The following is a 26491-nucleotide window of genomic DNA, read 5'->3' on the forward strand; positions in this document are numbered from 1 at the left end:
TCTACTGCGCGCGCGGCGCCGCCTTCGCGGCGTTGTCGGGCAGGCCGCCCAACTGCCGGACGAGCTTGGTATAGGCGTCCAGATAGCTCAGCACGATGATCTGGCCGATCGCTGTGTCCTGATAGCCGCCACCCGCCGCGCCGCCGAACGTGCCGCCGGAGAAGAGGCCACCGCCTCCGCCGAAGCTGACGTCGGACTTGCGTGCATAGCCCTCGGTCAGCGCCTCCTCTTCGGTGGTGCGTGCGTTGACGAGGCTGAGCGTCGTCTTCGCCTCTCCCTTCTTCACATTGATGCCGCCCGCAATCGCGCCGAAGGCGCGACCGGCGCCGCCGAACAGGCCGCCGATCCCGCCGAGCACCGCGCCCGCGCCGCCGCCGCCCGAATTGCGGTTTGCGGTCACGATGTCGGGCTGAAGAAAATAGTCCGCCGCCTTCACCTGCCCCTTGCCGAGGTTCGACCCCGCCTGCAGCTCGCCCTGATCCGCCATCGCGCGTTCCATGTTGCGGTTCGCCATCGCACGGCCGCGGTTGACGAGGCCAAAGCAGCCGGATTTCTGGACGAAGATCTTGATGATCGCTTCCGGGCTGCCGAGGTTCAACTCACGCCACCACTGCGTATCGGGTTCGACGATCGCCAGCGTGCCGAGCCGGCGCGTGCAGACGGGAATCTGCGCCTCGCCCTTCTCCTGCGCCTGATGCGCGGACGAGCCCTTGCTCTGCGCAGTGGCGGGCGTAGCAAGCGTAAGAGAGGAAAGTGCCACAGCGGCGGCGATCAGTCGCGTCATACAACCCCCGTTGCATTGAAACGCACGCGCCTTCGGCGTCGGCGTTCCCATCTGTTCGCGACCTCCCAAGCCGCATTTATCACGGCGGATGCCGTCGATCCTGTGCGCATAAGGGGTAGTGGCCCGTCACACCCTGAGCGCTGAAACCGTGGCGCGCGGGCGCGGGCGCTGCTAGGGCGCGCGGATCATGACGACGCCGCTCGCCCAAATCCGCAATTTCTCGATCATCGCGCATATCGACCACGGGAAATCCACGCTTGCCGACCGGCTGATCCAGGCGACCGGCGGGCTGACCGACCGCGAGATGTCCGAGCAGGTGCTCGACAATATGGACATCGAGAAAGAGCGCGGGATTACGATCAAGGCGCAGACCGTCTCACTGCGCTACGCTTCGTCGGACGGTGAGACCTATTCGCTGAACCTCATGGATACGCCAGGGCATGTCGACTTCGCCTATGAGGTGAGCCGCAGCCTCGCGGCGTGCGAGGGCGCGCTGCTGGTGGTGGACGCGGCGCAGGGGGTCGAGGCGCAGACGCTCGCCAATGTCTATCAGTCGATCGAGCATGACCACGAGATCGTGCCCGTCATCAACAAGATCGATCTGCCGTCTGCCGATCCCGACAAGGTGAAGGCGGAGATCGAGGATGTGATCGGGCTCGACGCGTCGGAGGCGGTGCTCGCGTCGGCCAAATCGGGGATCGGCATCGCCGAGGTCCTGGAGGCGGTCGTCAAGCGCATTCCGCCGCCCAAGGGCGACCGCGACGCACCGTTGAAGGCGATGCTCGTCGACAGTTGGTACGATCCGTATCTGGGCGTCGTCATCCTGGTGCGCGTGATGGAAGGCGTGTTGAAGAAGGGTCAGAACGTGACCTTCATGCAGGCAGGCACGCAGCATCTGGTCGATCGGGTGGGATGTTTCCGCCCCAAGATCGAGCAGTTGACCGAGCTGGCGGCGGGTGAGATCGGCTTCATCACAGCGCAGATCAAGGATGTGGCGCAGGCGCGGGTCGGCGACACCTTGACGGACAGCAAGCGCCCCGCGGCTGAGGCGCTCCCGGGGTTCAAGGAAGTCCAGCCGGTGGTGTTCTGCGGACTGTTCCCGGTGGACGCCAACGACTTCGAGAAATTGCGCGAGAGCATTTCGAAGCTTCGGCTCAACGATGCGTCCTTTTCGTTCGAGATGGAGACATCGGCCGCGCTTGGCTTCGGCTTCCGCTGCGGGTTCCTGGGCCTGCTGCATCTGGAAATCATCCAGGAGCGGCTGACCCGCGAGTATGATCTCGACCTTATCACCACCGCGCCGAGCGTGGTCTATCAGATCGAAATGACGCACGGGCAAGGGCACATCGAATTGCACAACCCGGCCGACATGCCCGAGCCCAACAAGATCGAGAGCATTTCAGAGCCGTGGATCGAGGCGACGATCTATGTGCCCGACGAGTATCTCGGCAGCATCCTGAAGCTGTGCCAGGACCGGCGCGGTATCCAGAAGAACCTGACCTATGTCGGCGGCCGCGCGCAGGTGACCTACGAACTGCCGCTCAACGAAGTGGTGTTCGATTTCTACGACCGGCTGAAGTCGCTGTCGAAGGGCTATGCGAGCTTCGACTATCACCAGATCGGCTATCGCGAAGGCGATCTCGTGAAGATGGGCATATTGGTTAATGAGGAGCCGGTCGATGCGCTCAGCATGATCGTCCACCGCGGCACTGCGGAGGTGCGCGGGCGCGGGATGGTCGAGCGTCTGAAGGAGCTGATTCCGCGGCACATGTTCAAGATCCCGATCCAGGCAGCGATCGGCGGCAAGGTGATTGCGCGGGAGACGATCAGCGCGATGCGCAAGGACGTGACGGCGAAATGCTATGGCGGCGACGCGACGCGCAAAAGGAAGCTGCTCGACAAGCAGAAGAAGGGCAAGGCGAAGATGCGGGAGTATGGGAGCGTGAGCATCCCGCAGGAGGCGTTCATCGCGGCGCTGCGGATGGGCGATGAAGGGTGAGCGTCGACTTTCGAGGTGGTCGATTCGCGCTGCGTTAACGCCTTAATTTCGCAGGGTGAAATCGCCGCAGGTTGACACGGTTGACACCTAGGCGCGGGTGCGCGCGCGCCTGCGCGTTGCATAAAGCGGCCGCTGTAGGACAGCCGGTATCGACGATGCGAAAGAGCGGTCCCGGTTATCGCTCAGTAAGTGCGTGTAGGACAGCGGAATGGCTTCAGCCGGTCTTTGGCGTCTTCCGGCGATCCAGCGCCTTCAAGGCGCCGCCGCCGCCCTTGCAGGGTTCTCCAAGTCCTCCGGCATCAGCGACCAGCCGCTGGGCCCGAGCATTTCCATCGGGCGATAGCGCGTCTTGTAGGCCATCCGCGCCGATCCCTTCACCCAATAGCCGAGATAGACATAGGGCAGTCCCGCCGCGCGGGCGCGAAGGATGTGGTCGAGGATGATGAGATTGCCCATGCCGGCACGGGCCTCATCATCGGCGGTAAAGAAGCTGTAGATCATCGACAGTCCGTCGGCCTGCCGGTCGGTCAGGCACGCGCCGACGAGCCGTCCCTGCGCGCCGTTCACGCCGGGTTCGCGATATTCCACGATGACCGAATTGACCGGCGAATGCTCGATCATGTCGGCATAGTCGCCCTCGTCCATACCCGCCATGCCGCCGCCGGGGTGGCGTGCGCCCAGATAGCGGCGCAGGAGTTGATACTGCTCGTCGGTTGCCCATGCGCGGCAGGCGGCGACTTCCAGATCTTCATGCCGTCGCAGCAACTTTCGCTGCGTCGCGTTCGGCTGGAATTCCTGGGTCAAAACGCGCACCGAAACGCATGCGGTGCAGCCGGCACAGGAGGGACGATAGGCGACCGCCTGACTCCGGCGAAAGCCAATTCGGCTGAGCGCGTCGTTGAGTTCGGCGGCGTGGGGGCCGTTGAGTTCGGTAAAGACTTTCCGTTCCTGCCGACCCGGAAGATAGGGGCAGGGGGTCGGGCTGGTGACGAAAAAGCGCGGAAAACGAAATGGCGCGGTCACCGCCGACGATCCTCCTCAAGCCGCGCCCGATTGCGCGTGCGGTCGATATGAATCGCCGGATCGATCCTGAAAAGCCAATTCACCATCAATCGGAGGGTAACGCGGCGCAGAGAGTCTTTCCAGCACCAGAATCAGCCCGTCACCCCAGACCTTCGACTGCCTGCAAGGCAGGCGCTCAGGATGAACTTCGGCCGCAGGCCGAAGGCTGGGGTCTCCTTGTTACGACGAGACCCCAGCCTCGCTGGGGTGACGGTGGACCACCTGTATCCTTTTGATCCTCCCTCGCCAGGGGGGAGGTGGCACGCGTGTCCGCCGTCAGCGCCAATGGCACAGATTTGAGGTTGTGATGTAAGGAGGGTTTGGGCTTCGTCGTAGTGACGAAGGAACGAAGATGAAGCCCAAATCCTCCAATGCAAAATCGCTGGTGAAGGCCTCTGCCGAGCGGGTGGTGAAGGATATCCGGCGGCAGACCCGCCGCCATTTCTCGGCCGAGGACAAGATCCGCATCGTGCTGGATGGTCTGCGCGGGGAAGACAGCATCGCCGAGCTGTGCCGCAAGGAGGGCATCGCCCAGAGCCTGTATTANAGAAATGGCGGCGGGTCTGCCGCCGGATATCCTTCACCACCCGCTCGGCAGAGGCCTTCACCAGCGATTTTGCATTGGAGGATTTGGGCTTCATCTTCGTTCCTTCGTCACTACGACGAAGCCCAAATCCTCCTTACATCACAACCTCAAATCTGTGCCATTGGCGCTGACGGCGGACAGAGAAAACCGATCTCGATCCTTGGTGAAGAAGATGCCAAGGCCCTACAAACTGCCGCCCGCGTGGACCACGATCAACGGCTTCACCTATTCGTCGCCTTTGGTTTGAATGCGGCTATGCGACACAGTGAAATTGTAGCGGTCCGTTATGATCAAATCGATTTTGAGAACCGTCGAATTTTTATTCCAAGAGCGAAGGCGGGTGAGCGTGAACAGCCCATCACGGCCTCGCTGGCGAACATGCTGCGCGTTCAACGTGAATCCGAAAGTGACAAAACGGGTTGGGTGTTCCCTGCGGTAAGGCCTTCGAAGCTGCCCCATCGACCGGATATGGAGCAGGGATTCAAGCGTGCTGTGGTTCGAGCAGGACTAGACCCAGCTAGGATTACCCCACACGTTATGCGCCACACCGCAATCACCCGCCTGGTAAAGGCTGGCGTCGATCTGCCAACCATCCAAAGAATTAGCGGGCATAAGACACTAGGAATGGTGCTCCGTTACACACACATCCACGGAAGCCACATCGACCGCGCCGTTGCGCACCTAGAACCCTGCTAAAACGCGATTACACGCGATTTACACACAGCGAGATTCGAGAAACGACAACGTCTTTCTGATTTTCGGCTAAGTTGTTGATTTGATGATGGTGGACAGGGCTGGATTCGAACCAGCGTACGCTTGCACGGGCAGATTTACAGTCTGCTGCCTTTAACCACTCGGCCACCTGTCCCCAGGGTCGCTTTCAAAAGCGAAGCGGCCCAATGCCCGCGCCGATCCATCCTGTCAACGCCGCAACCATGCTTGCGCGGCGGCGGCAGGAGCCATAGCACCGGCGGCAACGGGAAACTTCCAGGGGGATCACTGCAATGCGTCATCTTTTGCTGGCCGCGACGGCATTTTTCGCACTTTCGCCCGCCGCCGCGCAGGACCGCGGCCCGGTCAACCGCATCATCGACGAAGGCATGAACCACAGCCAGGTAATGGTGACGGCGGAGCATCTCTCCGACGTCATCGGCCCCCGTCTCACCAACTCGCCCGCGATGCGCACTGCGGAAGGGTGGACGCAGGACAAATACCGCGAATGGGGGCTGAAGAACGTCCATAAGGAAGCCTATCCCTTCGGTCGCGGCTGGTGGATCGAGAAGTCGAGCGTCCGCATGGTCACGCCGCGCCCGATCCAGCTCACCGCGATCCCGATCGCTTGGACGCCCGCGACCAACGGCGTCCTCACCGCCCCCGTCATCGTCGCGCCGATCGCCAAGGAAAGCGACTTCGCCAAGTGGCGCGGCAAGCTTGCTGGCAAGATCGTCATGACCAGCTTTCCGGAACCGGCGCGCGACCTGACGAAGGCGCCCTTCAACCGCTACACCGGCGAGGAACTCGGCAAGCTCGACGAGTATCAGCAGCCGACCTATGACCCGCAAGCCGCCGACAAGCGGCTGAAACGGCTCGACTTCACCCAGAAGCTCGACGCCTTCCTGAAGGCCGAAGGCGCGGTCGCGATGGCGACGATGGCGTACCGCGACGGCAAGCTCGTCTCGGGCGAAGGCTATCTTTTCGGAACGGGAGAGACGCCCGCGCTTCCAGCGGTCCAGATCGCCGCCGAGGATTACCGCCGTCTCGCCCGCCTCGCCAAGATCGGCCCGGCGCCGACGCTGGAGATCGAGAGCGTCGTCCGTTTCGACGACAGCGACCCGAACGCCTACAATATCTTCGCCGACATTCCCGGCACCGATCCCAAGGCCGGCTATGTCATGGCTGGCGCGCATCTCGACAGCTGGGTCGCGGGCGACGGCGCGACCGACAACGGCGCGGGTTCCGCGATGATCATGGAAGCCGCGCGCATCCTCGCCGCGACCGGCATCCGCCCGAAGCGCACCATCCGTTTCGCACTCTGGTCGGGGGAGGAGCAGGGCCTGCTCGGCTCGATGGCATTCGTGCAGGAACACTTGGCGACCCGCGGTAATGCCACGTCCGGCACGGGCCAGGGCATGCAGCGCTATTACGGCTTCACCAATCGCTGGCCGGTCACGCCGCGCCCCGGCTTCAACGACCTCGCCGCCTATTTCAACATCGACAACGGCTCGGGCAAGCTGCGCGGCATCTATACCGAGGGCAATCCCGCAGTCGTGCCGATCTTCCAGGAATGGATGGCGCCGTTCCGCGCGATGGGGATGACGCAGATCGCCAACCGCCCGACCGGCGGCACCGACCACGTCTTCATGCAGTCGGTCGGCGTGCCCGGCTTCCAGTTCATCCAGGATCCGCTGGACTATGGCAGCGTGACGCATCACAGCAACGCCGACACCTTCGATCACTTGCGCGGTGACGATATGCGGCAGGGGGCGACGGTGCTCGCCGCCTTCCTGCTGAATGCCGCCAATGCCGACAAGGCGCTCCCGCGGCCGCCGGTGCCGACCCAGCCGGCGGTCACCGATCCCTTCGCTTATTCCAAGGACGATGACGACTGATGGCCAAACGCGGACACCGCCCCGCCTCGACGACCGGCCAGCGCCCCCGCTTCTGGGGACGTCACGCGGTGACCGCCGCGCTCGCCAATCCCAACCGCACGGTGCGCAAGCTTTGGGGCACGCGCGACGCGCTGTCGTCGCTCGACCTGCCGCCGGTGCTGCCGATCGTCTATGCCGATGTGGCGGACCTTGGCCGCATGGTGCCCTCCGACGCGCCGCATCAGGGACTGGTGGCGGAGGTCGATCCGCTTGAGGACATGTGGCTCGGCGATCTCTTGCTGGAAGGGCGGGACGATCAGCGCCCGCTCGTCGTCCTCGATCAGGTGACCGATCCGCACAATGTCGGCGCCATCCTCCGCTCGGCAGCCGCGTTCGACGCGCTCGGCATCGTGACGCAGGACCGTCACGCGCCGCCCGAATCAGGCTCGGTCGCGCGCGCCGCATCTGGCGCGCTGGAAACGGTGCCGTGGATACGTGTCGTAAACCTCGCGCGCGCGCTGGAGGAAATCGCCGAAGCCGGGTTCTGGCGCGTCGGCCTCACCGGCCACGCCAACCAGACTTTTGCGCAGGCGATCGGCCAGCAGCGGGTCGCGATCGTGCTCGGTGCCGAAGGCGAAGGCATGCGCCAGAACACCGAGGCGCACTGCGACGAACTAGCAAAGCTGCCGATTTCCGGAAAGGTCGAGAGCCTGAACGTGTCGAACGCTGCCGCGATCGCGCTGTATGCGGTGGCGGCGCGATCGTAGCCGCTTTTGTCGTCACCCCGGCGCCAGGCTGGGGTCTCTCTGCGATGCGATGCCAGCCTGCGCTGGCACGACGCTCTGCATACATTGAGGCGCCGACGGCAAAGCCGTCGTCGGACGGGTTCGGCTAAGCCGACCCACCGGCCGCGCCGGGCGCTGCGCTTCGCGCATCGGCGCGGCGTGGCCGCGCCTGCGCCCGTCAATCTTCCGCGGCGATCGTTACCTTCAACCCGTCCAGCGCGCTCGTGAACTGCAACTGGCACGACAACCGCGATCGATCGTCCCGATCCGAAGATGAATCGAGGAGATCATTCTCGTCCTCGCTCATCGCCGGCAGTTTGGCCGCAAACGCCGGGTCGACATGGACGTGGCAGGTGGCGCAGGAGCAACACCCGCCGCAAAGCGCCAGAACCTCGTCGATCCCGGCGTCGCGGATGACCTCCATCACCGACAGCCCGGCCTCGCCGTCGATCTCGCGTTCTTCCCCGGCGCGTGTGACGACGATAAGCTTGGGCATGATGATCTCCGAAACAGTCTTCCCTTCCCATGCCGCCAAGCGGCGAGCCTCGCAATGGGGTTGAGCGCGGAGCGGCTGCGCGCCGATCTCGACGCCCTCGCCGCGCTGGAACCCGCCTTCGCCGCGGCCGTTGCCCGCGTCGGCTATCCCGAACCCCGCATCCGCGACCGCGGCTATGCGACGCTGTTGCGCACGATCGTCGGCCAGCAGGTGAGCGTGAAGGCGGCGGACGCGGTCTGGCGCAAGCTGGAGACGATCGTCGGCGACCCGACCGATCCGCACGCCATCGCCGCGGCGACCGACGAGCAATTGCGCGCCGCGGGCTTTTCGCGCCAGAAATCGGGTTATGCGAGGAGCCTTGCCGACGAGGTGACGAGCGGCCGGCTCGATCTCGACATTCTGCCGGAGGACGACGAGGACGCGATCACGGCGCTCACTCGCGTGAAGGGGATCGGCCGCTGGTCCGCCGAGGTGTATCTCCTGTTCGCCGAGGGGCGCGGCGATATCTGGCCCGCGGGCGACTTGGCCGTGCAGATCGAGGTCGGCCGCATCCTCGGTCACGACGTGCGGCCGAGCGAGAAGCTGACTCGCGAGCTCTCCGAAACATGGCGGCCGTATCGCGGGGCGGCGGCGATCTTCACCTGGCACCATTACGGTGCGGGGGCGGACGCCGCGCCGGTGTAGTCAGCGCACCGGCCATCACATCCGTTCGCACTGAGCTTGTCGAAGTGCCGTTCTTCGTTGCCGACGCGTAGCAGAAGGACGGTGCTTCGACTGCGCTCAGCACGAACGGGGAGAGATGAACCCGATTCACCGCACCGGCCGCCAGATCTGCGTCTGGCAGAAGAACGCGATGCACCCCTGCACCTTCAGCGTCCCGTCCGGGTTGCGCTTGACGATCGACTTGTAGGTCTTGCCGTTGCGCGGATCGTAGATGCGGCCGCGCCAGTCATCGCCCTTGTCGGCGAACTGGGTCAGGATCGGCAGCCCGACGATCGGGCGCGTGCGCAGAGCCGGATCGGGGTTGCCGGCATCGACCTTCGGCGCGCCCGGTTCGGCCTTCAGCACCGTGGTGATCCGCCCGCAGGTCTGCGCGCCGCACGGCCCCACCGTGATGACAGCGCTGCCGTCCCCGGTGATCCAGCGGCCGTTGATCGGCACTGCCGCACCTGCGGACGTTGCAGCCATCATCAAAAGCACAGCAGCGGCGGAACGGATCATCGGCAATCCTCTTTGTGAACCGGCACGTATCTTCGCACCGGATGCGTGAATGCACGGTGGACGATTTGGGTGGCAAGACGGTTGATCGATACGCATCATTTCCGGCAAGGCTGACGCGATGACACCACCGCCAGCCTCGCTGCCGATCCACGGCTCACTCTCCGAAAGCCACCGGAGCGTCGCTGTGCCGGCGGTCGGCACCGCATTCGGGCGGCGGCTGTTCGCCTTTGCCGGACCCGGCTTTCTCGTCGCGGTCGGTTATATGGACCCCGGCAACTGGGCGACCGACATCGCCGGCGGATCGGCGTTCGGCTACACGCTCCTCTCTGTCATCCTGGTCTCGAACCTGATGGCGATCGTGCTCCAGGCGCTGTCGGCGCGGCTCGGCATCGTCGCGGGACTCGATCTCGCCCAGGCCTGCCGCCAGCATTATTCGAAGCCGGTCTCGTTCGGCCTATGGGTGCTGTGCGAGATCGCGATCATCGCCTGCGATCTGGCCGAAGTGCTCGGCACCGCGATCGCGCTCCAGCTGCTGTTCGGGCTGCCGCTCGTCTACGGCGTGATCCTGACGGCACTCGACGTGTTCCTGATCCTCGCGCTGCAACGCTATGGCTTTCGCAAGCTCGAGGCGTTCGTCGTCGCGCTGCTCCTCATCATCGCGGTCTGCTTCGCGTTCGAGCTGCTCCTCGCGCAGCCGAGCCTAGCGGGCATCCTCGGGGGGTTAGTGCCGACGCCGCAGATCGTGACCGATCCGGCCAAGCTCTACATCGCGATCGGCATCCTCGGCGCGACGGTGATGCCCCACAATCTCTACCTCCATTCCTCGATCGTCCAGACCCGCGCTCATCGCCGCGACGAGGCCGGCACGCGTGAGGCGGTGAAGCTGGCGACGATCGACTCCACCGTCGCGCTCGGCCTCGCCTTCTTCATCAACGCAGCGATCCTGATCCTCGCCGCGGCGACCTTCCACACCGCCGGCCGCACCGACGTCGCCGATATCGCCGACGCGCACCGGCTGCTCGCACCGATGCTCGGGATGGGCGCGGCGAGCGTCGTCTTCGCGATCGCGCTGCTCGCGTCGGGGCAGAATTCGACGGTGACGGGCACGCTCGCGGGGCAGATCGTGATGGAGGGATTCCTCAACATCCGGCTGCCGGTCTGGCAGCGGCGGCTCATCACCCGCGGGCTGGCGATCATTCCCGCCGTTATCGTCGTCGGCGCGATGGGCGATGCCGGCGCGACGAAGCTGCTGGTGCTCAGTCAGGTGATCCTCAGCCTGCAGCTTCCTTTCGCGGTCGTGCCGCTGGTGATGTTCACCGGCGACAAGCGCCTGATGGGGCGCTTTGCGAGCGGGCGATGGCTGAAGGTCGTGGCGTGGGCGATCACGGTGGTGATTATCGGGCTGAACGCGACGCTGCTGTGGGGGATGCTCTAAATTGTATCCCCGCGAAGGGTTTCCCTTCAAAGTAATACTTTGAAGGGGCCCAAGGCGGGGATCCAGACTGGGCTCCCGCTTTCGCGGGAGCACAATTCTACTTCAGACAAGCAACAGCTGTTGCGATCATGGTCAGCGTATCCTCGACATCGCGCACCCGCACCGTGTCGAGCCCGAGCTCCTTTGCCGGATAGTCGTTCCCGCCCGGAAAGATCGCGTCGCCGACGAACATCATGTCGTCGAGCGCGATGCCGCTTTCGTCACGCAACCGCTTCAGCCCATATGCCTTGTCGACGCCTTCCCGTGTGATGTCGATCGAGGTCGCACCACCCATGTTGATCGACAGCCCCGGCAGACGCTGGCGCAAGTCCGCCTGGATGACCTTGCGCTTCTCGAACTTGGGGTCCCAATGCTCCTTCTCCTCGAGCGGCGCCTGCTGGCCGAGCGCGGAAAAGGTGATCTGGCTGCCGCGGTCCTCGATCCGCTCGCCCCAGGTCTGCTCAGGCTTGAATCCCGTCGCCTCGAGCGATTCGTCGAACGCCTTGAGGATTTTCGCCTTGGTCGCATCATCGAACAGTTCGGCATAGACCGGCGACCACTTTCCGCGCTGGAACGTGTAGAGTTTCGTCCCCGTCGTCGGCATCAGCCACAGCTTCGATCGGTCCGCCCGCTCGGGCAGCTGGCTGGCGACCTGCTTGTCGAACTGCGGCCAGTCCCCGCCCGAGATCACCGCGACATGCGCCACCTCGAGCAGGTCGGCGAGCGCATTCGCCATCGGCGCCTGAATCGCCTGCTTGCTGAGCGCGAGCGTGCCGTCGAGATCGAAGGCGACGAGTTTCTTCATGGGATGTCAGTCTTTCGTGGATTGGGAAAGGATCATGGTGTCGATGGCGTGCGCGACACCGTCTTCGTCGTTGCTCGCGGTCACCGACTGCGCCCTGGCCTTTACTGCGTCCGGCGCGTTGCCCATCGCGATGGCGCGGCCAGCGCGCTCGAACATCGCGACGTCGTTGGCCTGGTCGCCGATCACGGTCGTATCGCCCAGCGGGACGCCGATCGCGTCGCAGAGCGCCGCCACGCCGTCACCCTTGTTGGCGGCGCGCGCCGTTACGTCGAGATAATAGGTCTGGCTCTGCACGATCGTCGCCTGGTCGCCAAAGCGCGCGACAGCCTTTTCGGCGAGCGCCTTCAGCAGCGGGGCATCGTCGCTGACAAAAGTGATCTTGTCGGCGCGGTCGAGCAGCGTCCCGAACGCAGTCGTCACCACCGGCTCGCTGTTCGACGCGACGCGCTCATGCTCGACATGGACGCCGCGGTCGGTCGAGGCGAACCACTGGTCGTCGGCGAACACCCAACGATCGACCTGCACGCCATGCGCCAGCGCGAACATGCCGCGCGCGATTTCCGGATCGACGCGGTGCTGCTCAAGAACCGTGCCGTCACGGCGAAAGACAGTGCCGCCGTTGAACGCGCCCATCGGCCCGTCGAGGTCGAGCGAATCGGCAAGCGGCATCATTCCCGATCGCGGCCGCGCGCTGATGATGGTGAAGCGAATCCCAGCCGCGCGCAGGCGCTCAACCGCGGCGATCGTCCCCGCGGTCAGTTGCTTCTGCTTGTCGACAAGCGTGCCGTCCACATCGGAGACGACGAGTCCCGGTCCGGTCACTGCGGCATCTCGACATGGCCGCCGAAGCCGAAGCGCATCGCCGAAAGCATCTTGTCGCCAAAGGTGTGCTCGACCCGGCTGCGATAGCGCGCGAACAACGCGGTCGCGAGGACGTTGATCGGGGTCGCCTGCTCCATCGCCGCATCGATCGTCCAGCGGCCCTCGCCCGAATCCGCGACATTGCCGGAAAACTGTTCGAGCTTCTGATCCTTGGCGAGCGCAGCCGCCGACAGATCGAGCAGCCAGGACGAGATCACGCTGCCGCGCCGCCACACCTCGGCAATATCGGTCAGGTTCAGGTCGAAGCGCTGATCCTCGGGCAGCTTGTCCGAATTCTTGCCTGACAGCACGTCGAAGCCTTCGGCATAGGCCTGCATGAGTCCGTATTCGATGCCGTTGTGGACCATCTTCACGAAGTGCCCCGCGCCCGCAGGTCCGGCGTGGATGTAGCCCTTCTCCGCGCGCGGGTCTTCACCATCGTCCGTATTGCGACCGGGGGTGCGCGCGATCGTGCCGAGGCCAGGCGCCAGGCAATCGAAGATCGGGTCGAGCAGATCTACCGCGTCCTTGTCGCCGCCGATCATCATGCAATAGCCGCGCTCGAGGCCCCAGACCCCGCCCGACGTTCCGACGTCGATATAGCGAATGCCCTTTTCAGCCAGCATCTTCGCGCGGCGCATGTCGTCCTTGTAGAAGGTATTGCCGCCATCGATGATGATGTCGCCCGCCTCCGCGCGCTCGGCGAGCGTCGCGATCGTGCTTTCGGTCGGATCGCCCGCCGGGAGCATGACCCAGAAGATGGCCGGGCTGCCGAGCTGCGCGCGCATCGAATCCAGACCGTCGGCGGCGCTCGCACCTTCGCCGGCGAGCGTTTCGACGAACTTTGCATTGCGATCGAACGCCACGACCTCGTGCCCGCCACGCATCAGCCGCCGCGCGATGTTGCCGCCCATGCGGCCGAGGCCGATCAACCCGATCTTCATGTTAATTCTCCGCTTATCCCGTTCGGGCTGAGCTTGTCGAAGCCCCGTCCTGCCCTGTTTGTTCCCTGCCTAAATGGAAGAACGGCCTTTCGACAGGCTCAGGGTGAACGGAGGATTGTCAGGCGGTGGCGGGATGCTTGGCCGCAATGGCGCCGAGGAGATCGTCGAACGCCTTGGCGAAGGAGGCGACGCCTTCCTCCACCAGCCGGTCGGTGACCCCGTTCAGGTCGAGACCAAGCCGCTCCGCCTCCGCCAGCACATGGCGAGCACCGTCGACATCCGCGGTGAGCGTCTCGGCAATCGTGCCGTGATCGCGAAACGCGTCCATCGTCGCGGGCGGCATCGTATTGACCGTATCCGCACCGATGAGCGTGTCGACGTACAGCGTGTCAGGATAGGCCTTGTCCTTGGTGCCCGTCGATGCCCAGAGCAACCGCTGCGGCATCGCGCCCTTGGCGGCGAGCGCGTGCCAGCGGTCGCTCTTCAGGAACTCCAGATACCATTGATACGCCATTTTCGCGTTCGCGATCGCGACCTTGCCGCGGATTGCCGCGGCCTCGTCTGTGCCGAGTGCGTCGATTTTCGCGTCGATCGCGCTGTCGATGCGGCTGACGAAGAAGCTGGCGACGCTCGCGATCCGGTCGATCGGCTTGCCCTCCTGGACCCGCTTCTCGAGTCCCGCGGCATGCGCCAGCGCGACCGCCTTGTAGGCCTCGATCCCGAACAGCAGCGTCACGTTGACGTTGATCCCCGCCGCGATCGTGGCGGCAATCGCGGGAGCGCCAGCGGGTGTGCCGGGAATCTTGATCATCAGGTTCGGCTTGTCGACCATGCTCCACAGCTTGGCCGCCTCCGCGATCGTCGCGTCGGTATCGTCGGAAATATAGGGCGACACTTCCAGGCTGACATAGCCGTCCTTCGCATCCAGCCGATCATAGACCGGGCGCAGCGTATCGGCCGCCGCCTTGATGTCCTGCACCGCGAGCGCTTCATAGCGATCGATCGTCGGCGCTTCGGGATGCGCCCGGTCATAAGCCGCGAGGCTGTCGTCATAGGCCGTGCCCTGCCCCATCGCCTTTTCGAAGATCGACGGGTTGGAGGTGACGCCGGTGATGCCGTCGTCCTCAACCAGCGTTTTCAGTCCGCCGCTTTCCAGGAACTTGCGGTCGACGAAATCGAGCCACACTGCGGTGCCCTTGCCACTCAGGTCGCTGAGCCTGCTCATCACTTGGCCTCCATGCTTTCGCGGGCAATCTTGACGACATTGTCGACGGTGAACCCGAACTTGTCCTGCAACTTGGCGATCGGTGCCGACGCACCGAAGGTGGACATGGTGATCGTGCGGCCTTTGAACCCGACATAGCGATCCCAGCCGATCTCGCCCGCCATCTCGATCGCGACGCGCGCCGTCACCGCCGCGGGCAGCACGCTTTCCTTGTAGGCGTGGTCCTGCAATTCGAAGCGATACCAGCTCGGCATCGACACGACGCGTGCCTTGACGCCGTTCGCTACCAGCTTCTCATACGCCTCGACCGCGAGCGACACCTCGGATCCGGTCGCGATCAGGATAACCTCGGGATCGTCCGCGCTCGCCAGCACATAGGCGCCCTTCGCGACACCCGACGCGCTGGCGTATTTGCTCCGATCGAGGGTCGGCAGCGCCTGGCGCGAGAGGACGAGCGCAGTCGGCCGGTCGCCGTCGGTCATCGCCGCGCGCCACGCCTCGGCGGTTTCGTTCGCGTCGCCGGGACGGATCATGTCGAGCCCGGGGATTGCGCGCATAGTGGCCAGATGCTCGATCGGCTGGTGGGTCGGCCCGTCCTCGCCGACGCCGATCGAATCGTGGGTGAAGACGAAGATCGACGGCAGCTCCATGATCGCCGCCAACCGCACCGGCGGGCGCATGTAATCGAGGAACACCAGGAAAGTGGAGCCATAGGCGCGCAGATGCGACAGCGTCATACCGTTCACCACCGCACCCATGCCGTGCTCGCGCACCCCGAAATGCAGGTTCGGCGCGCCGTAATTGCCCGGCTCGAACGAGGGTGCCCCCTTGATGTCGGTCTTCGTAGACGGCGCCAGATCGGCGGAGCCGCCGACCAGATACGGCACCTTCTTGACGATCGCGTTCAGCACCTTGCCGCCCGCGTCGCGGCTGGCGATGCCCTTCGCGTCCGCCTCGAAGGTCGGAATCTCGCTGTCCCAACCCTCGGGCAGCTCGTTCGCCAGCATCGCCGCAATCTCGGCGGCAAGCGCCGGATGCGCCGCCTTGTAGCGTCCGAACATCGCCTCCCATTCCTCGCGTAGCGCAACACCGCGGTCGGCGATCGCATCGTGGAAATGCGCCGCGACGCCCTCGGGAACATAGAAGCTCTTGTCCTCCGGCCAGCCATAGGCCTTCTTCGTGGCGCGGATATTGTCCTCGCCCAGCGGCTCGCCGTGCGCCTTTTCGCTGCCCGCCTTGGGACTGCCCCAACCGATCACCGAATGGACGACGATCATCGTCGGCCGGTCGTCCGTGTCGCGGAAGGACTGGATCGCGGCGGCGACCGCCTTGGTATCGTTGGCATCGTCGACATGAAGGACGTGCCAGCCATAGGCCTCGAACCGCGCACCGACATCCTCATCGAACGCGAGATCGGTCCCGCCCTCGATCGAGATGTGGTTGCTGTCGTAAATCCAGCACAGGTTCGAGAGTTTGAGGTGCCCGGCCAGGCTCGCCGCCTCGGCCGAGACACCCTCCATCATGTCGCCGTCGCCGCACAGCACATAGACGTCGTGATCGAAGACGGGGAAGCCGTCCTGATTGTAGCGCGCCGCCAGCCAGCGTTCGGCGATCGCCATGCCGACCGAATTGCCGCAGCCCGCGCCGAGCGGCCCGGTCGTCGTCTCGACGCCCGTCGTGTGCCGATATTCGGGATGGCCCGGCGTCTTCGAGCCGAGCTGGCGAAAATTCTCGATGTCCTGAAGGCTGATCGCGGGCTTGCCGGTCTTCTTGCCGTCGCGATCGATTTCCTCGACGCCCGCCAGATGCAGCAGCGAATACAGCAACATCGATGCGTGGCCGACCGACAGGACAAAGCGGTCGCGGTTGGGCCAGTCGGGTTTGCCGGGATCGGTGCGCAGGAACTGCGACCAGAGCGTGTAGCCGACCGGCGCAAGCGCCATCGGCGTGCCGGGATGCCCCGAATTCGCCTTCTGCACCGCATCCATCGACAGGGTGCGGATGGTGTCGATGGTCAGCCGCTCCAGGCTGCCGTCTTCGTGGACAGAAGCCGCGGGGGTCGCGGTGGCGGTATCGGTCATCGGAAATCCTCAGGCGAAGAGTTGGTGGTCGAACGCATCGACTCGGGCATGTGTTTCCTTGTGCGCGCGCCCTAACCGCTGCGCGGCGCTCGTTCCAGCCGCGTGACGATCCCGTCGGTCGCGATACAGGCGGCATCGACCTCGCTCAGGAACAGGCCGTGACCGAGCGCGCCGGGGATCGCATCGATCGCACGCGCCAGGTCGTGCGGGTCAGGGAACGTCGCGAAGCGGCAGTCTGCGACGATGTTGCCCTGATCGGTCCGGAAGCCGGCCCGAATCGTGACCTCGGCACCCAGCGCTTCCAGCGCGGCGATCGTGCTGGCGCGCGCGAAAGGAAGGATTTCGACGGGCAGTTTCGCCGCGCCGATGGCAGCGACGCGCTTCGTGCCATCGGCAACGATGATCATCCGCCGCGAGGCTGCCGCGACGATCTTCTCGCGCAGCATCGCCCCGCCGGCACCCTTGATGGCGAAAAAGCGGTCGTCGATCTCGTCGGCGCCGTCGATCGTCACGTCGACGCGCGTCACATCCGCGAAATCGACGACGCGGATACCGACCGAACGCGCCAGCGCCTCGCTCGCCCGGCTCGTGGCGACGGCGGCGATGTCGAGCCGGCGCTCGCCGATTGCCCGGATCGCATAGGCCGCGGTCGATCCGGTGCCGAGGCCGACGAGCATGCCCGGCGCGATTTCCGAGACCGCGGCCTCCGCCGCCAATCGTTTGTCGTCATCCACCATCGCGTCCCATGTCGCGATTGCACGCGCGCTTCGCAACCGGCAGACCACGCGCATGACAGCCCACATCCCCGGCCCCATCCGCAGCGCGCTCTACCTCCCCGCCTCGAATGCGCGCGCCATCGCAAAGGCGCGCGACCTGCCGTGCGACGCGGTGATCCTCGATCTGGAAGACGCGGTCGCGCCCGATCGCAAGGCGGAAGCGCGCGCGATGGCGGTGGACGCCGTGAAGGCCGGCGGCTTTGGCAAACGGACGCTCGTGGTTCGCGTCAACGGCCTCGACACCGAATGGGGCGAAGACGATTTCGCCGCACTGCGCGAGGCGCAGCCGGACGCGATCCTGATCCCGAAGGTTTCGGCACCCGACGATCTTGCCGCGGCCCGCAGCCTGATCGGGGCGGACGGCCCGCCACTCTGGGCGATGATCGAGACCTGCCGCGGCATGCTGCAGCTTGCGGCGATCTGCGGCGCGGCGGCAGCGAACCGGCTCGAGGTGCTGGTCGCCGGCACGAACGATCTTGCCAAGGACATGCGCTGCACCCCCGGCGAGATGCGCGCACCGCTGTCGCCGCTGCTGACCCAGATCGTCGTCGCCGCACGCGCCTTCGGCCTCGCCGCCCTCGATGGCGTGATGAATGCGATCGACGACACGGAGCGGCTCAAACGCGAATGCCGGCAGGGTGCCGATCTGGGCTTCGATGGCAAATCGCTGGTCCATCCCGGCCAGATCGCAGTCGCCAACGCCGTGTTCGCGCCGAGCGACGAGCGCGTCGCCTGGGCCCGCGCCGTCGTCGCGGCCTTCGCCGACCCCGAAACGTCGGGCCGCGGTGCGATCCGGCTCGGCGACACGATGGTCGAGCGGCTCCACCTTGCCGAAGCGCAGGCGGTGCTTGCCATTACCTCGATGCGCTGAGGCTCGGTCAGAAACCGGCGTCGGCCTCGTTCGTTTCAGCGGCGCGAGGAGACGAGCGATGCCCCAGGGCGACAAGAGCAGCTATACCGACAAGCAGAAGCGCAAGGCCGAGCATATCGAGGAAGGCTATGAGAAGCGCGGCGTCCCCAAGAAGGAAGCGGAGTCGCGGGCCTGGGCGACGGTGAACAAGGATTCGGGCGGCGGCAACAAGTCCGGTTCGGGACGCGGCAAGCCCGATACCAACGCCGCGTCAAAACAAGGTGGCAAGGCGCAGCGCAAAGGCAGCCCGGAGGCGCGAACCGCCGCTGCGCGCAAGGGCTGGGAAACACGCCGCCGCAACGGCAATGCCTGACGCGTTCAGCGCTGGAGCGGTGGTCGCTTGACCAGATCGTCGGCGAGCCGCTCCTGCTCGGCAATCACCATGTCGATCAGCGCGTCGCTGATCGGCGCGGCAAAGGCGACGCCGAAGCGCTTGCCCCGCGCCCACACGACGCGTGCGGCGGAAAGGCACGCTGGTTCGACGAAGCGAACGATCGATCCCACGGCCGGCGGCTGCTGCGCATAGACGAGCGCACCGCCGCGCGAGAGATCGAGCAGGTGGATGCGGGTCTGCGCTGCGCCCCATTCCATCGCGCCGGGCTGGAACACCTTCATGCGCGCGAAAGCGCGTGCGGCGCGCGCTGTTTTGAGACACTGCATGAAAATCCCCGACGCTCTTACAATGGGGAATGTAACATCAGTTACGGTTGCGCGTTCCCAATATTCGTCGTGCATGCACGCTTAACCACGAATTTTTGCGCGTCGCTGACTTTCTGACATCGGTATCATCACATTATTGCGCCGATTCGGTGCGGGGTTGCCAATCGCGCTGCGCCTGGCGCAAGCGCGCGATCTCTCCTTTCGCCTGAGGTTTCGCCCATGACCCAGCCCCGATGCTCGATCGCGCTGTTCGCCACTGGCGGTACGATCGCGATGGCACCGGCGGACGGCGGCGGGGTGGCGCCGAGCCACGGCGCCGATGCCCTCGCCGCCGGGCTGAGCCTCGACGCGGGAATCACGCTCGAGCGTCACGACCTGTTCGCCAAGCCCAGCGCCAGCATCTCGCTCGCCGACGTGCAGACCATCGCGGATGCGATCGAAGCAGCGTTCGCGCGCGGCGTTGAAGGTGCCGTCGTCACCCACGGCACCGACACGCTGGAGGAAACCGCGTTCGCGCTCGCGCTGATGCTTGGGCGGGGCAAGCCGGTGGTCGTGACCGGCGCGATGCGCAGCGCTGGCGAGGCGGGCGCGGACGGGCCCGCCAACCTCACCGCCGCGATCCGCGTCGCCGCCAATCCGGCCGCAAACGGACAAGGTCCGCTCGTCCTGTTCGGCCAGGAGGTCCATGCAGCGCACCTCGTCCGCAAGGTCCACAGCAGCCGCCCGCACGCCTTCTCCTCCGAACCGTTCGGACCGATCGGGCATGTGGTCGAGGGGCATCTGCGCTTCGAGCTGGCGACGATCGCCGATCTGCCGCGGCTCTCGGTGGGCGGCGCGGTGCCCGCGGTTCCGGTCGTGCAGGCGGGGCTCGATCTCGAACCGGAAACGATCGGCGCCTTTGCGAACGCACCGATCGGCGCGCTGGTCATTGCGGGCGTTGGCGGTGGCCATGTCTCGGCGCGCGCGGTCGAGGCGATCGACCGTCTGAATGACCGCATCCCCGTCATCATCGCCTCGCGCGTCGGCATGGGCGCGACCCTGCGGGAGAGCTACGCCTATGACGGCAGCGAGATCGACCTTGCGCGTCGCGGCATCCTGAACGCCGGCCGCTGGCGCCCCGCCCAGGCGCGCCTCCTGACGCAGCTCGCGCTGTCGCAGGGTCAGGACCGCGCCGCCCTCGCCGATCTGCTCGCTTTCTGAAAGGAAGAAGGGCCGCGCGACCGGGTGATCGCGCGGCCCCTTTGATGCACGCTCGAGCGATCAGTATTTGATCTCCACCGCCATCGTGAACGACCTGCCACGCGGATCCGCAACGCGCGGCTCCCATGATCCGCCCGCCCCAGTGTTGCCGTCATATGTGATCGCGAACGGGGGATCGGTGTTAAATATGTTGCGCACGCCCGCGGTCAGTTTGAAGTTCGGGCCGAGTCCAAGATAACTGACCGATGCGTTATAGATGATATAGTTGTCGACATATTTGTTATAGTCCGGTCGGGTCACCGTGCCCGCGGCGATGCCGGGAAGTGCGCCGTTCTTGTAACCGTCGCGAAAAATCTGCGTCAGCGACAGGCTGATATCGTCGTTGGTGTAGCTGACGAAGGCGTTGTGCTTCCAGCGGATACCAAGGTCGCCCGCAAAGCTGAAGACGCCGATCAGGCTAGGTCCATACGGCGCGTTCTGCGTAAGCTTCTCGCGTTTTTTGAGCAGGTAGGTCCCGTCCAGACCCGCCGCGAACTGGCCACCCAATGCGTCGATCGACCCACGCAGGGCGACTTCAAGACCCTGCGTCCGCCGCGCGCCAGCGTTGATGACTCGATCGTCGATCGTCGTGATCGCCCCAGTTGCTGGATCACGAATGAAGCGGTCCGGGAACAGCGAAGCGTTCTGGATGAGTTGGGTCAGCGTGAGGCTTGTAATGGTGTTATCGACATCGATCTTCCACCAGTCCACCGAAGCGCTGAAGTGGTTTGACGGCTGAAACACGACGCCCGCGCTGAATTGACGCGCAGTTTCAGGTCCAAGCTGCAGGTTGCCACCAGTGTTGATATCTGGTCGGATGAACGCGCAGTTCGGATCGGTCACGTTCGGCGTGCCGCTCGGGCACTTGATCGGATCGACCAGATCGCTGCCCGCATACGGCGACGTCGTGACGCCGTTGAAAATCTGATTGAACGATGGAACCCGGAAACCGGTGTTGTAGGAGCCGCGGAACATCAGCGCGTCGATGGGGCGGAACTTGATCGAAACTTTCGGGTTCGTGGTGGTCCCGAAACCCGTGTAATCGTCGATACGTCCGGCAGCCGTAACCTCGAGTTGCGGAAGGATCGGGATAAGGATCTCGGCATACGCCGCTTTCACATTGCGGGTCTTCGGCGTCAGGGCGTTCACATTGTCGAACGCGGCCAGGAAAATCGTCGGCGTGCCGGCATTCGCAGCGGTCGATCCGTTGAATGCATAGGTTTCGCGGCGATAATCGACGCCGGCGGCGAGCTTCACGTCGCCGCCCCATATGCGGAAGAGCGAACCCGACACCGACGCATCGAACTGCTTCACGTCGTATTTGCCGCCGTACAGCGTTGTGCCAGCAGCGGAAACCGCGGCGAGACCATCGATCGCCGCCTGACTTTGCGCCTGCCCCGGCAAAAGGAACGGGTTGAGGATGCCGCTGTTGAGCAACCCAATCAGCCCCGGCGCGCTGGCGCCCGGAGCGGTGGGGGCACCGGCCGCGGGCTTGTTGGTCGAATCGTTGCCGCTGAAATAATATCCGGTGCCCAGCACGGACCGGGACTCGGATCGTGCATAGGAGGCGCCGGCGCGGTAATCCCACCCCGCCCATAGCGGTCCTTCGGCGGCGGCGGCGACCCTCAGAGTTTTGGTTTCGGTCTTGTATTCACGCGGCCCGCATTCGATGCAGCGCCAACGGAACCCGATCGGCTTGCCGTAATTGGCCTGAACCTGCGCCAGACCGGGCGATCCGGCGAACGCGGTCACGATGCTGTTGTAGACGTTGTTGTAGGTGTCGCGGGTCAGGTTGTTAAGCGGAAAGGCTGCTTGGAGACTGGTAGTGTTGCCCGAAACCTGTGCATTCGAGAAGCTTTTGGCCGAATTGGCATCCGATCCCGTCACTTCGAGCGAAAGGTCGTGTTGCCCGCCCACACGCAGCACGCCGCGTGCGTAATAGGTCAGCGTTTCGATCGGCTGCTGGATGACGGCGACGCGACCGGTATCGAACGAGCAGGCATATTTCGCTCCCGGCGCGTTCCACAACTGCTCGTCGTAAGGCAGCCCGCCTTCCATCGTGGTGCAACCCGCGCCGCCGGGAAGGTCGAGCACGTTGATGCCGCCATTGGCGACCGTCGTCGTGCCAGGGAAATAGAAGTTGGTGATCTGTGTCGCGCCAGAGGTCCCACCAAGGAGCGTTCCATTGGGGAAATATGTCGCGCTGGGGTTGAGGGGAAACGCCGTCGCGGTCGGCGTGCCACGCGTGTCGATCGAAAGACCGCGATTGGGTTGGTTGCCGTTGACGAAATCACGGTCTGCGCCGCGCAGGATGTTGTTCCAGCTATACGAAACCGCGCCCATGACGTTGAAGCCATTATTGGACAGGTCTCCGTAGCCGGCGATTCCCGAAAGGCGATAGATGTTGCCGCCACCTTGCTCGGTGATGTCGTCGAACGCCTGGACACCGATCCCCTGATAGTCCTTGCGGGTGATGAAGTTGATGACCCCGCCGACAGCATCGGTGCCATAGATCGCCGACGCGCCGTCCTTCAGCACTTCAACCCGCTCAATGGCCGCGAACGGAATCTGGTTGACGTCGACCGCGGAGCCACTGAGTCCATGCGCCGCTACGCGCCGACCGTTCAACAGAACAAGCGTTGCCGCCGAACCCTGACCACGAAGGTTAGCTGCCGAAAGGCCGTTGGTGCCTCGCTGCGCGCCGCTCGTTACATCCGCATTCGAAGCGAGATTGTCCGCGCCCGACCCATTCGTTGACAGAAAGCTGATAAGCTGTTCGGGACTGGATATGCCGTTGCGCTGGAGTTCCTGCGTCGTCACGACCTGCAGGGGTAACGCCGAATTGTTCGGGTCCTGCTTGATGCGCGAACCGGTGACCAGAATGTCCTTCTCGCCGGCGTCCTCGACGGGTTTCTTGTCCGACGTCAGCCCGGCGCCCGTCTGCGGGGTGGCCGCGCCGGTCGGCGTCGCAGCATCGGGCGTCGTCTGCGCATCCGGCGCCGTCTGTGCCGTGGCAAGATCCGGCGCGGTGAGGCCGAGCAGCGCGAGCGCGGTTCCCCCGGCCAGTCGGCTCTTCAGCCAGATCGATGCGCGCATACCCAGTCCCCCTGATTTTCCGCCGTCCCCGCGGTCACTCGGCATTAAGAAACAAAAATGTCACGTCGCGTCATAGTTTCTTTTCCCCAAGCCATAACCTGCCGGCATCATCGGTGGTGACGATCCTCGGGCCGCGTGGCATTCAGGCCACAGCTACGGGATTGACGGATGCGTGCGCACGACGAAGCGTGGCGAGGCGATCGGGACGCTCCCGGCGAACAGCAGGAGTATCCGCGTGACCGCAACCGCCGCACCGCCGATGGGCGCAACGAAAAGAGCGGGGCCGATGACCGATGAGGCCCCGCTGAAACCGGGTTTCGGACGCCTCACACTCTATGCCCTGCTCGGCTTTTCGGCGGGGTTGCCCTTCTACATGTTCAACGCGGTGCTGTTGCTGCGGCTCGCCCGGCACAATGTGGACATCGTCACGATCGGCTTCTTCGCCTGGGTGGCGCTGCTCCCGACCTTCAAATTCGCCTGGGCGCCGCTGCTCGACACATATGACGCGCCCGGTTTCGCGCGCTTCTGGGGAAAGCGGCGTGGGTGGATCATGCTGTCGCAGCTCGGCATCTTCGCCTCGATGGCGGCGATGGGGTTCACCTCGTCCGACGCGAACCTGGCGGTGACCGCCTTGTTCGCGGTGATCCTCGCTTTCTGGACGACAACGCTGGAGGTCGCCGCGGACGCGTGGCGGATCGAGCTTGCGCCGACGCGTGCGCAACAAGGTCCGATCGTCGCGGCAAACCTGTGGGGCTACCGAAGCGCGATGGTCGCGGCGGGCAGCGGCGCGATCTACATCGCGGCGAAATCCGACTGGACGATCGCCTATCTCGCTATCGCCGCGGCCGCCTTCCTTCCCTTTCCCGTGCTCGCCGCGATGCGCGCCGATCCGCGGGCGAACGAGCGCCGCGGCGCTGCGCTGGCACGCGGCCTCGTCGGCAGCGTCGTCATCCTCGCGCTCAGCACGATCGCGACCGCGATCATCGGGTGGCTGCTGCTCGCGCTCGCCAGCGCGGCCGGGATCACCAGCAAGACCAACATAACGCCCGTCGTCCTCGTCCTGTGCCTCCTGCCCTTCATCGCGCTCGCCATCGCGCTGCCCCGCATCCAGCGAATGCCGCCGACCGCGCCAGCGCGCACGTCCGCCGCGATCGGGCCCTATGTCGATATATTCTGGCGCTACGGCTTCATCGTCCTTCCAGTGCTCGCCTTCGTCGCGATCTACCGGATGGGGGACGTGATGGCGCTTACCCTGTCGCACCCGCTGTTCAACGCGCTCGGTTACGGCCTCGTTCAGATCAGCATGGCGGACGGGGCGGTCGCGCTGTTTTCGAGCATGGCGGGGGTCGCGCTCGGCGGATTGCTGGCGGCGCGCTGGCCGCTCGCGTGGAGCCTTGCCATCGGCGCGGTCATGTCGGCGGTCAGCAATTGGGTCTTCGCCTGGCTGGCGCACCAGCACCCGGGCGGCCCGCTGCTGTTCACGCTGGGGTCGCTGCCGGTGACCGCGGGCGATCTCGATCTCTATATCGCGATGGCGGTCGATCAGTTCGGCCACGGTTTCGCGGGCGCGATCTTCGTCGTCTATCTCTCGATGCTCGTGAACCCGAAGCATCCGGGCCCGCAATATGCCTTCCTGTCGGGCTTTGCCTTCCTGCTGCCGAGGCTCCTCGCGGGCGCTTCGGGGGCGATCCAGCAAAGAATCGGCTATGACGGCTTCTTCTGGATGTCCGGCGCGATGAGCTTTGCCGCGGTCGTGCTGCTGCCGATCGTGGTGAAGGCGCGGGCAAGGCCCGACGACAGCGTTGAGGCGGCCGTATGATCGAGCACATCGCCGACCGCGCCTTCGCCCCCGCCGCCGAAGCAGTCGCCGCCAGCCGCATCCCCGGCGCAACCCTGGGCATCGTCGCCGCAGACGGTTCGCGCGCGACGCGCACCACAGGCATGGCGGCGCTCGTCCCAGAACCCGAGCCGCTGACGCCGGAGCACTGGTTCGACCTCGCATCGGTCTCGAAGGTCGTCGCGACGACGACGATGATCCTGGCGCTTGCCGACGAAGGCCGCCTTGATCTCGACGCGCCGCTCATCACAGCGATCCCCGACCTGCGCCAGTATGACGTCGCGGGCGCCCCCGAGCGCAGGCTCACCTTCCGCGACGGCCTCGCCCACCGCACCTTCTTCCCCGCGGTCGAGCCGATCTACACCTACGGCGACGACCCCCAGCGGCTGCGCGTCTTCGTCCTCCAGCGCGAATGGCGCCACGGCCCGCCGGTCTATTCCGACATCAACTTCATCCTGCTGGGCATCGCGATCGAGCGGATTACCGGACAGCCCCTTTCCGCATGGTCGCTGGGCGATGGCCTGAGCTACGGCCCACCCCCCGGCCCGGCCGTCGCGACCGAATTCTGCCACTGGCGCGAGCGCGTGCTGAAGGGCGAGGTCCATGACGAGAACGCCTCGGCCCTTGGCGGGGAGACGGGTCATGCCGGGCTGTTCGGGACGGTCGCCGGCGTGCTCGATTTCGCGCTCGGACTGCTCGACGGCTCAGGCGCTTCGCCGGCGATGCTGGAGGCGATCCGCACCCCCTTCTACGAGCACCGCACCTGCGGTTGGGAACGCCGCTTCGAAGGCTGGTCCGGCGGCGATGCTTGCTCGGCGGAGACGATCGGCCATACCGGCTTCACCGGCACCGGCCTGTGGATCGACTTCGACCGCGGCCTCGCCTGGACGCTGCTCACCAACCGCGTCCATCCGACACGGCATTTCGACAGCGGCATCTTCACGCTGCGCCCGGCAACGGGGGATGCGCTGATTGGGGCATGGGATAAGCGATGAAGCCGTCACCCCAGCGAAGGCTGGGGTCCATGTCTCTAGCGGGTGGCATACCGATCAGAGATGGACC

General features: G+C 65.2%; 23 protein-coding genes, 1 tRNA gene and 1 pseudogene. 12 read left to right on the forward strand and 13 right to left on the reverse strand.

What is annotated here, in order from left to right; genetic code table 11:
- Nucleotide 1: 1 nt before the first annotated feature.
- Complete coding sequence (locus BOS5A_RS15010; protein WP_151955706.1) at nucleotides 2-784, reverse strand: CsgG/HfaB family protein; 783 nt, start codon at nucleotides 782-784, stop codon at nucleotides 2-4.
- A gap of 187 nt (nucleotides 785-971) precedes the next feature.
- On the opposite strand from BOS5A_RS15010, the gene lepA reads away from it, so the two are divergent.
- Complete coding sequence (gene lepA, locus BOS5A_RS15015) at nucleotides 972-2783, forward strand: translation elongation factor 4 (RefSeq protein WP_151955707.1); 1812 nt, start codon at nucleotides 972-974, stop codon at nucleotides 2781-2783.
- A 252-nt stretch (nucleotides 2784-3035) separates the two neighbouring features.
- On the opposite strand, the gene BOS5A_RS15020 is transcribed toward lepA, so the two are convergent.
- Nucleotides 3036-3806, reverse strand: a complete 771-nt coding sequence (locus BOS5A_RS15020; RefSeq protein WP_151955708.1) for an arginyltransferase — start codon at nucleotides 3804-3806, stop codon at nucleotides 3036-3038.
- A 391-nt stretch (nucleotides 3807-4197) separates the two neighbouring features.
- On the opposite strand from BOS5A_RS15020, the pseudogene BOS5A_RS15025 reads away from it, so the two are divergent.
- Together BOS5A_RS15025 and BOS5A_RS15030 are read left to right on the forward strand one after the other, a co-directional pair.
- Nucleotides 4198-4391, forward strand: a pseudogene (locus tag BOS5A_RS15025) (IS3 family transposase); the annotation flags it as partial.
- A gap of 70 nt (nucleotides 4392-4461) precedes the next feature.
- Entirely contained in the window at nucleotides 4462-5127 is a 666-nt protein-coding gene (locus BOS5A_RS15030) for a tyrosine-type recombinase/integrase (RefSeq protein WP_267903862.1), read from the forward strand.
- 86 nt (nucleotides 5128-5213) lie between these two features.
- On the opposite strand, the gene BOS5A_RS15035 is transcribed toward BOS5A_RS15030, so the two are convergent.
- Nucleotides 5214-5299: transfer RNA gene (locus BOS5A_RS15035), tRNA-Tyr, on the reverse strand.
- Nucleotides 5300-5435: 136 nt separating this feature from the next.
- Between BOS5A_RS15035 and BOS5A_RS15040 the strand changes: the two genes are divergently transcribed.
- Nucleotides 5436-7040, forward strand: coding sequence for a M20/M25/M40 family metallo-hydrolase (locus BOS5A_RS15040; protein ID WP_151955709.1), 1605 nt, complete (start codon nucleotides 5436-5438; stop codon nucleotides 7038-7040).
- Nucleotides 7040-7786, forward strand: coding sequence for a 23S rRNA (guanosine(2251)-2'-O)-methyltransferase RlmB (gene rlmB / locus BOS5A_RS15045; RefSeq protein ID WP_151955710.1), 747 nt, complete (start codon nucleotides 7040-7042; stop codon nucleotides 7784-7786). The genes BOS5A_RS15040 and rlmB overlap by 1 nt, the downstream gene beginning before the upstream one ends.
- A gap of 196 nt (nucleotides 7787-7982) precedes the next feature.
- On the opposite strand, the gene BOS5A_RS15050 is transcribed toward rlmB, so the two are convergent.
- A complete protein-coding gene (locus BOS5A_RS15050; RefSeq protein ID WP_151955711.1) occupies nucleotides 7983-8300 on the reverse strand; it encodes a 2Fe-2S iron-sulfur cluster-binding protein in 318 nt (105 codons plus the stop codon).
- A gap of 54 nt (nucleotides 8301-8354) precedes the next feature.
- Between BOS5A_RS15050 and BOS5A_RS15055 the strand changes: the two genes are divergently transcribed.
- Complete coding sequence (locus BOS5A_RS15055) at nucleotides 8355-8984, forward strand: DNA-3-methyladenine glycosylase family protein (protein ID WP_151955712.1); 630 nt, start codon at nucleotides 8355-8357, stop codon at nucleotides 8982-8984.
- Between the two features lie 126 nt (nucleotides 8985-9110).
- Here BOS5A_RS15055 and BOS5A_RS15060 read toward each other — a convergent pair whose 3' ends face one another.
- Nucleotides 9111-9521 carry a DUF2147 domain-containing protein gene (locus BOS5A_RS15060; protein WP_151955713.1) on the reverse strand — a complete coding sequence of 137 codons (411 nt, stop codon included), beginning with the start codon at nucleotides 9519-9521 and terminating at the stop codon, nucleotides 9111-9113.
- Between the two features lie 118 nt (nucleotides 9522-9639).
- Between BOS5A_RS15060 and BOS5A_RS15065 the strand changes: the two genes are divergently transcribed.
- The gene (locus BOS5A_RS15065) at nucleotides 9640-10956 is read left to right on the forward strand and encodes an Nramp family divalent metal transporter (protein WP_151955714.1); all 1317 of its coding nucleotides are present in this window, start codon (nucleotides 9640-9642) and stop codon (nucleotides 10954-10956) included.
- Nucleotides 10957-11053: 97 nt separating this feature from the next.
- Here BOS5A_RS15065 and BOS5A_RS15070 read toward each other — a convergent pair whose 3' ends face one another.
- The 6 genes from BOS5A_RS15070 to rpiA all read right to left on the reverse strand — a co-directional run bounded on the left by BOS5A_RS15070 (nucleotide 11054) and on the right by rpiA (nucleotide 17648).
- A complete protein-coding gene (locus BOS5A_RS15070) occupies nucleotides 11054-11800 on the reverse strand; it encodes an HAD-IIB family hydrolase (RefSeq protein ID WP_151955715.1) in 747 nt (248 codons plus the stop codon).
- A gap of 6 nt (nucleotides 11801-11806) precedes the next feature.
- Nucleotides 11807-12622, reverse strand: a complete 816-nt coding sequence (locus tag BOS5A_RS15075; protein WP_151955716.1) for a Cof-type HAD-IIB family hydrolase — start codon at nucleotides 12620-12622, stop codon at nucleotides 11807-11809.
- Nucleotides 12619-13605: a phosphogluconate dehydrogenase (NAD(+)-dependent, decarboxylating) gene (gene gnd / locus BOS5A_RS15080; protein ID WP_151955717.1), complete on the reverse strand. Its 987-nt coding sequence runs from the start codon at nucleotides 13603-13605 to the stop codon at nucleotides 12619-12621. The genes BOS5A_RS15075 and gnd overlap by 4 nt, the downstream gene beginning before the upstream one ends.
- 118 nt (nucleotides 13606-13723) lie before the next feature.
- Nucleotides 13724-14830 (reverse strand): transaldolase, encoded by a 1107-nt coding sequence (tal, locus tag BOS5A_RS15085; protein ID WP_151955718.1) that lies wholly within the window; start codon nucleotides 14828-14830, stop codon nucleotides 13724-13726.
- Entirely contained in the window at nucleotides 14830-16911 is a 2082-nt protein-coding gene (gene tkt / locus BOS5A_RS15090; protein ID WP_151955719.1) for a transketolase, read from the reverse strand. The genes tal and tkt overlap by 1 nt, the downstream gene beginning before the upstream one ends.
- Nucleotides 16912-16982: 71 nt before the next feature.
- Nucleotides 16983-17648: a ribose-5-phosphate isomerase RpiA gene (gene rpiA / locus BOS5A_RS15095; protein WP_151955720.1), complete on the reverse strand. Its 666-nt coding sequence runs from the start codon at nucleotides 17646-17648 to the stop codon at nucleotides 16983-16985.
- Nucleotides 17649-17700: 52 nt separating this feature from the next.
- Between rpiA and BOS5A_RS15100 the strand changes: the two genes are divergently transcribed.
- Together BOS5A_RS15100 and BOS5A_RS15105 are read left to right on the forward strand one after the other, a co-directional pair.
- Nucleotides 17701-18558, forward strand: coding sequence for an HpcH/HpaI aldolase/citrate lyase family protein (locus BOS5A_RS15100; RefSeq protein ID WP_151955721.1), 858 nt, complete (start codon nucleotides 17701-17703; stop codon nucleotides 18556-18558).
- A gap of 58 nt (nucleotides 18559-18616) precedes the next feature.
- Nucleotides 18617-18910 (forward strand): plasmid stabilization protein, encoded by a 294-nt coding sequence (locus BOS5A_RS15105; RefSeq protein ID WP_151955722.1) that lies wholly within the window; start codon nucleotides 18617-18619, stop codon nucleotides 18908-18910.
- A gap of 5 nt (nucleotides 18911-18915) precedes the next feature.
- On the opposite strand, the gene BOS5A_RS15110 is transcribed toward BOS5A_RS15105, so the two are convergent.
- Nucleotides 18916-19332: a PilZ domain-containing protein gene (locus BOS5A_RS15110; RefSeq protein WP_151955723.1), complete on the reverse strand. Its 417-nt coding sequence runs from the start codon at nucleotides 19330-19332 to the stop codon at nucleotides 18916-18918.
- A 144-nt stretch (nucleotides 19333-19476) separates the two neighbouring features.
- On the opposite strand from BOS5A_RS15110, the gene BOS5A_RS15115 reads away from it, so the two are divergent.
- Nucleotides 19477-20457 (forward strand): asparaginase, encoded by a 981-nt coding sequence (locus BOS5A_RS15115; protein WP_151955724.1) that lies wholly within the window; start codon nucleotides 19477-19479, stop codon nucleotides 20455-20457.
- Nucleotides 20458-20517: 60 nt separating this feature from the next.
- On the opposite strand, the gene BOS5A_RS15120 is transcribed toward BOS5A_RS15115, so the two are convergent.
- Complete coding sequence (locus tag BOS5A_RS15120; protein ID WP_199857392.1) at nucleotides 20518-23592, reverse strand: TonB-dependent receptor domain-containing protein; 3075 nt, start codon at nucleotides 23590-23592, stop codon at nucleotides 20518-20520.
- 286 nt (nucleotides 23593-23878) lie between these two features.
- Here BOS5A_RS15120 and BOS5A_RS15125 point away from each other — a divergent pair, with 286 nt between their 5' ends.
- A complete protein-coding gene (locus tag BOS5A_RS15125; RefSeq protein ID WP_151955726.1) occupies nucleotides 23879-25411 on the forward strand; it encodes a permease in 1533 nt (510 codons plus the stop codon).
- Nucleotides 25408-26424, forward strand: a complete 1017-nt coding sequence (locus tag BOS5A_RS15130; protein WP_151955727.1) for a serine hydrolase domain-containing protein — start codon at nucleotides 25408-25410, stop codon at nucleotides 26422-26424. Before BOS5A_RS15125 ends, BOS5A_RS15130 begins: the two co-directional genes overlap by 4 nt.
- The last annotated feature ends 67 nt before the right edge of the window (nucleotides 26425-26491 follow it).

It is taken from the genome of Sphingomonas sp. EC-HK361, from assembly GCF_902498785.1.
Taxonomy (GTDB): Bacteria; Pseudomonadota; Alphaproteobacteria; order Sphingomonadales; family Sphingomonadaceae; genus Sphingomonas.

What these genes read in the sequence shown, in the direction of transcription:
- BOS5A_RS15010 (WP_151955706.1), bottom strand. Translation starts at nt 784, where the DNA reads ATGACGCGACTGATCGCCGCCGCTGTGGCACTTTCCTCTCTTACGCTT.
- lepA (WP_151955707.1), top strand. Translation starts at nt 972, where the DNA reads ATGACGACGCCGCTCGCCCAAATCCGCAATTTCTCGATCATCGCGCAT.
- BOS5A_RS15040 (WP_151955709.1), top strand. Translation starts at nt 5,436, where the DNA reads ATGCGTCATCTTTTGCTGGCCGCGACGGCATTTTTCGCACTTTCGCCC.
- rlmB (WP_151955710.1), top strand. Translation starts at nt 7,040, where the DNA reads ATGGCCAAACGCGGACACCGCCCCGCCTCGACGACCGGCCAGCGCCCC.
- BOS5A_RS15050 (WP_151955711.1), bottom strand. Translation starts at nt 8,300, where the DNA reads ATGCCCAAGCTTATCGTCGTCACACGCGCCGGGGAAGAACGCGAGATC.
- BOS5A_RS15055 (WP_151955712.1), top strand. Translation starts at nt 8,355, where the DNA reads ATGGGGTTGAGCGCGGAGCGGCTGCGCGCCGATCTCGACGCCCTCGCC.
- BOS5A_RS15060 (WP_151955713.1), bottom strand. Translation starts at nt 9,521, where the DNA reads ATGATCCGTTCCGCCGCTGCTGTGCTTTTGATGATGGCTGCAACGTCC.
- BOS5A_RS15065 (WP_151955714.1), top strand. Translation starts at nt 9,640, where the DNA reads ATGACACCACCGCCAGCCTCGCTGCCGATCCACGGCTCACTCTCCGAA.
- BOS5A_RS15070 (WP_151955715.1), bottom strand. Translation starts at nt 11,800, where the DNA reads ATGAAGAAACTCGTCGCCTTCGATCTCGACGGCACGCTCGCGCTCAGC.
- gnd (WP_151955717.1), bottom strand. Translation starts at nt 13,605, where the DNA reads ATGAAGATCGGGTTGATCGGCCTCGGCCGCATGGGCGGCAACATCGCG.
- tal (WP_151955718.1), bottom strand. Translation starts at nt 14,830, where the DNA reads ATGAGCAGGCTCAGCGACCTGAGTGGCAAGGGCACCGCAGTGTGGCTC.
- tkt (WP_151955719.1), bottom strand. Translation starts at nt 16,911, where the DNA reads ATGACCGATACCGCCACCGCGACCCCCGCGGCTTCTGTCCACGAAGAC.
- rpiA (WP_151955720.1), bottom strand. Translation starts at nt 17,648, where the DNA reads ATGGTGGATGACGACAAACGATTGGCGGCGGAGGCCGCGGTCTCGGAA.
- BOS5A_RS15100 (WP_151955721.1), top strand. Translation starts at nt 17,701, where the DNA reads ATGACAGCCCACATCCCCGGCCCCATCCGCAGCGCGCTCTACCTCCCC.
- BOS5A_RS15105 (WP_151955722.1), top strand. Translation starts at nt 18,617, where the DNA reads ATGCCCCAGGGCGACAAGAGCAGCTATACCGACAAGCAGAAGCGCAAG.
- BOS5A_RS15110 (WP_151955723.1), bottom strand. Translation starts at nt 19,332, where the DNA reads ATGCACGACGAATATTGGGAACGCGCAACCGTAACTGATGTTACATTC.
- BOS5A_RS15115 (WP_151955724.1), top strand. Translation starts at nt 19,477, where the DNA reads ATGACCCAGCCCCGATGCTCGATCGCGCTGTTCGCCACTGGCGGTACG.
- BOS5A_RS15120 (WP_199857392.1), bottom strand. Translation starts at nt 23,592, where the DNA reads ATGCGCGCATCGATCTGGCTGAAGAGCCGACTGGCCGGGGGAACCGCG.
- BOS5A_RS15125 (WP_151955726.1), top strand. Translation starts at nt 23,879, where the DNA reads ATGACCGATGAGGCCCCGCTGAAACCGGGTTTCGGACGCCTCACACTC.
- BOS5A_RS15130 (WP_151955727.1), top strand. Translation starts at nt 25,408, where the DNA reads ATGATCGAGCACATCGCCGACCGCGCCTTCGCCCCCGCCGCCGAAGCA.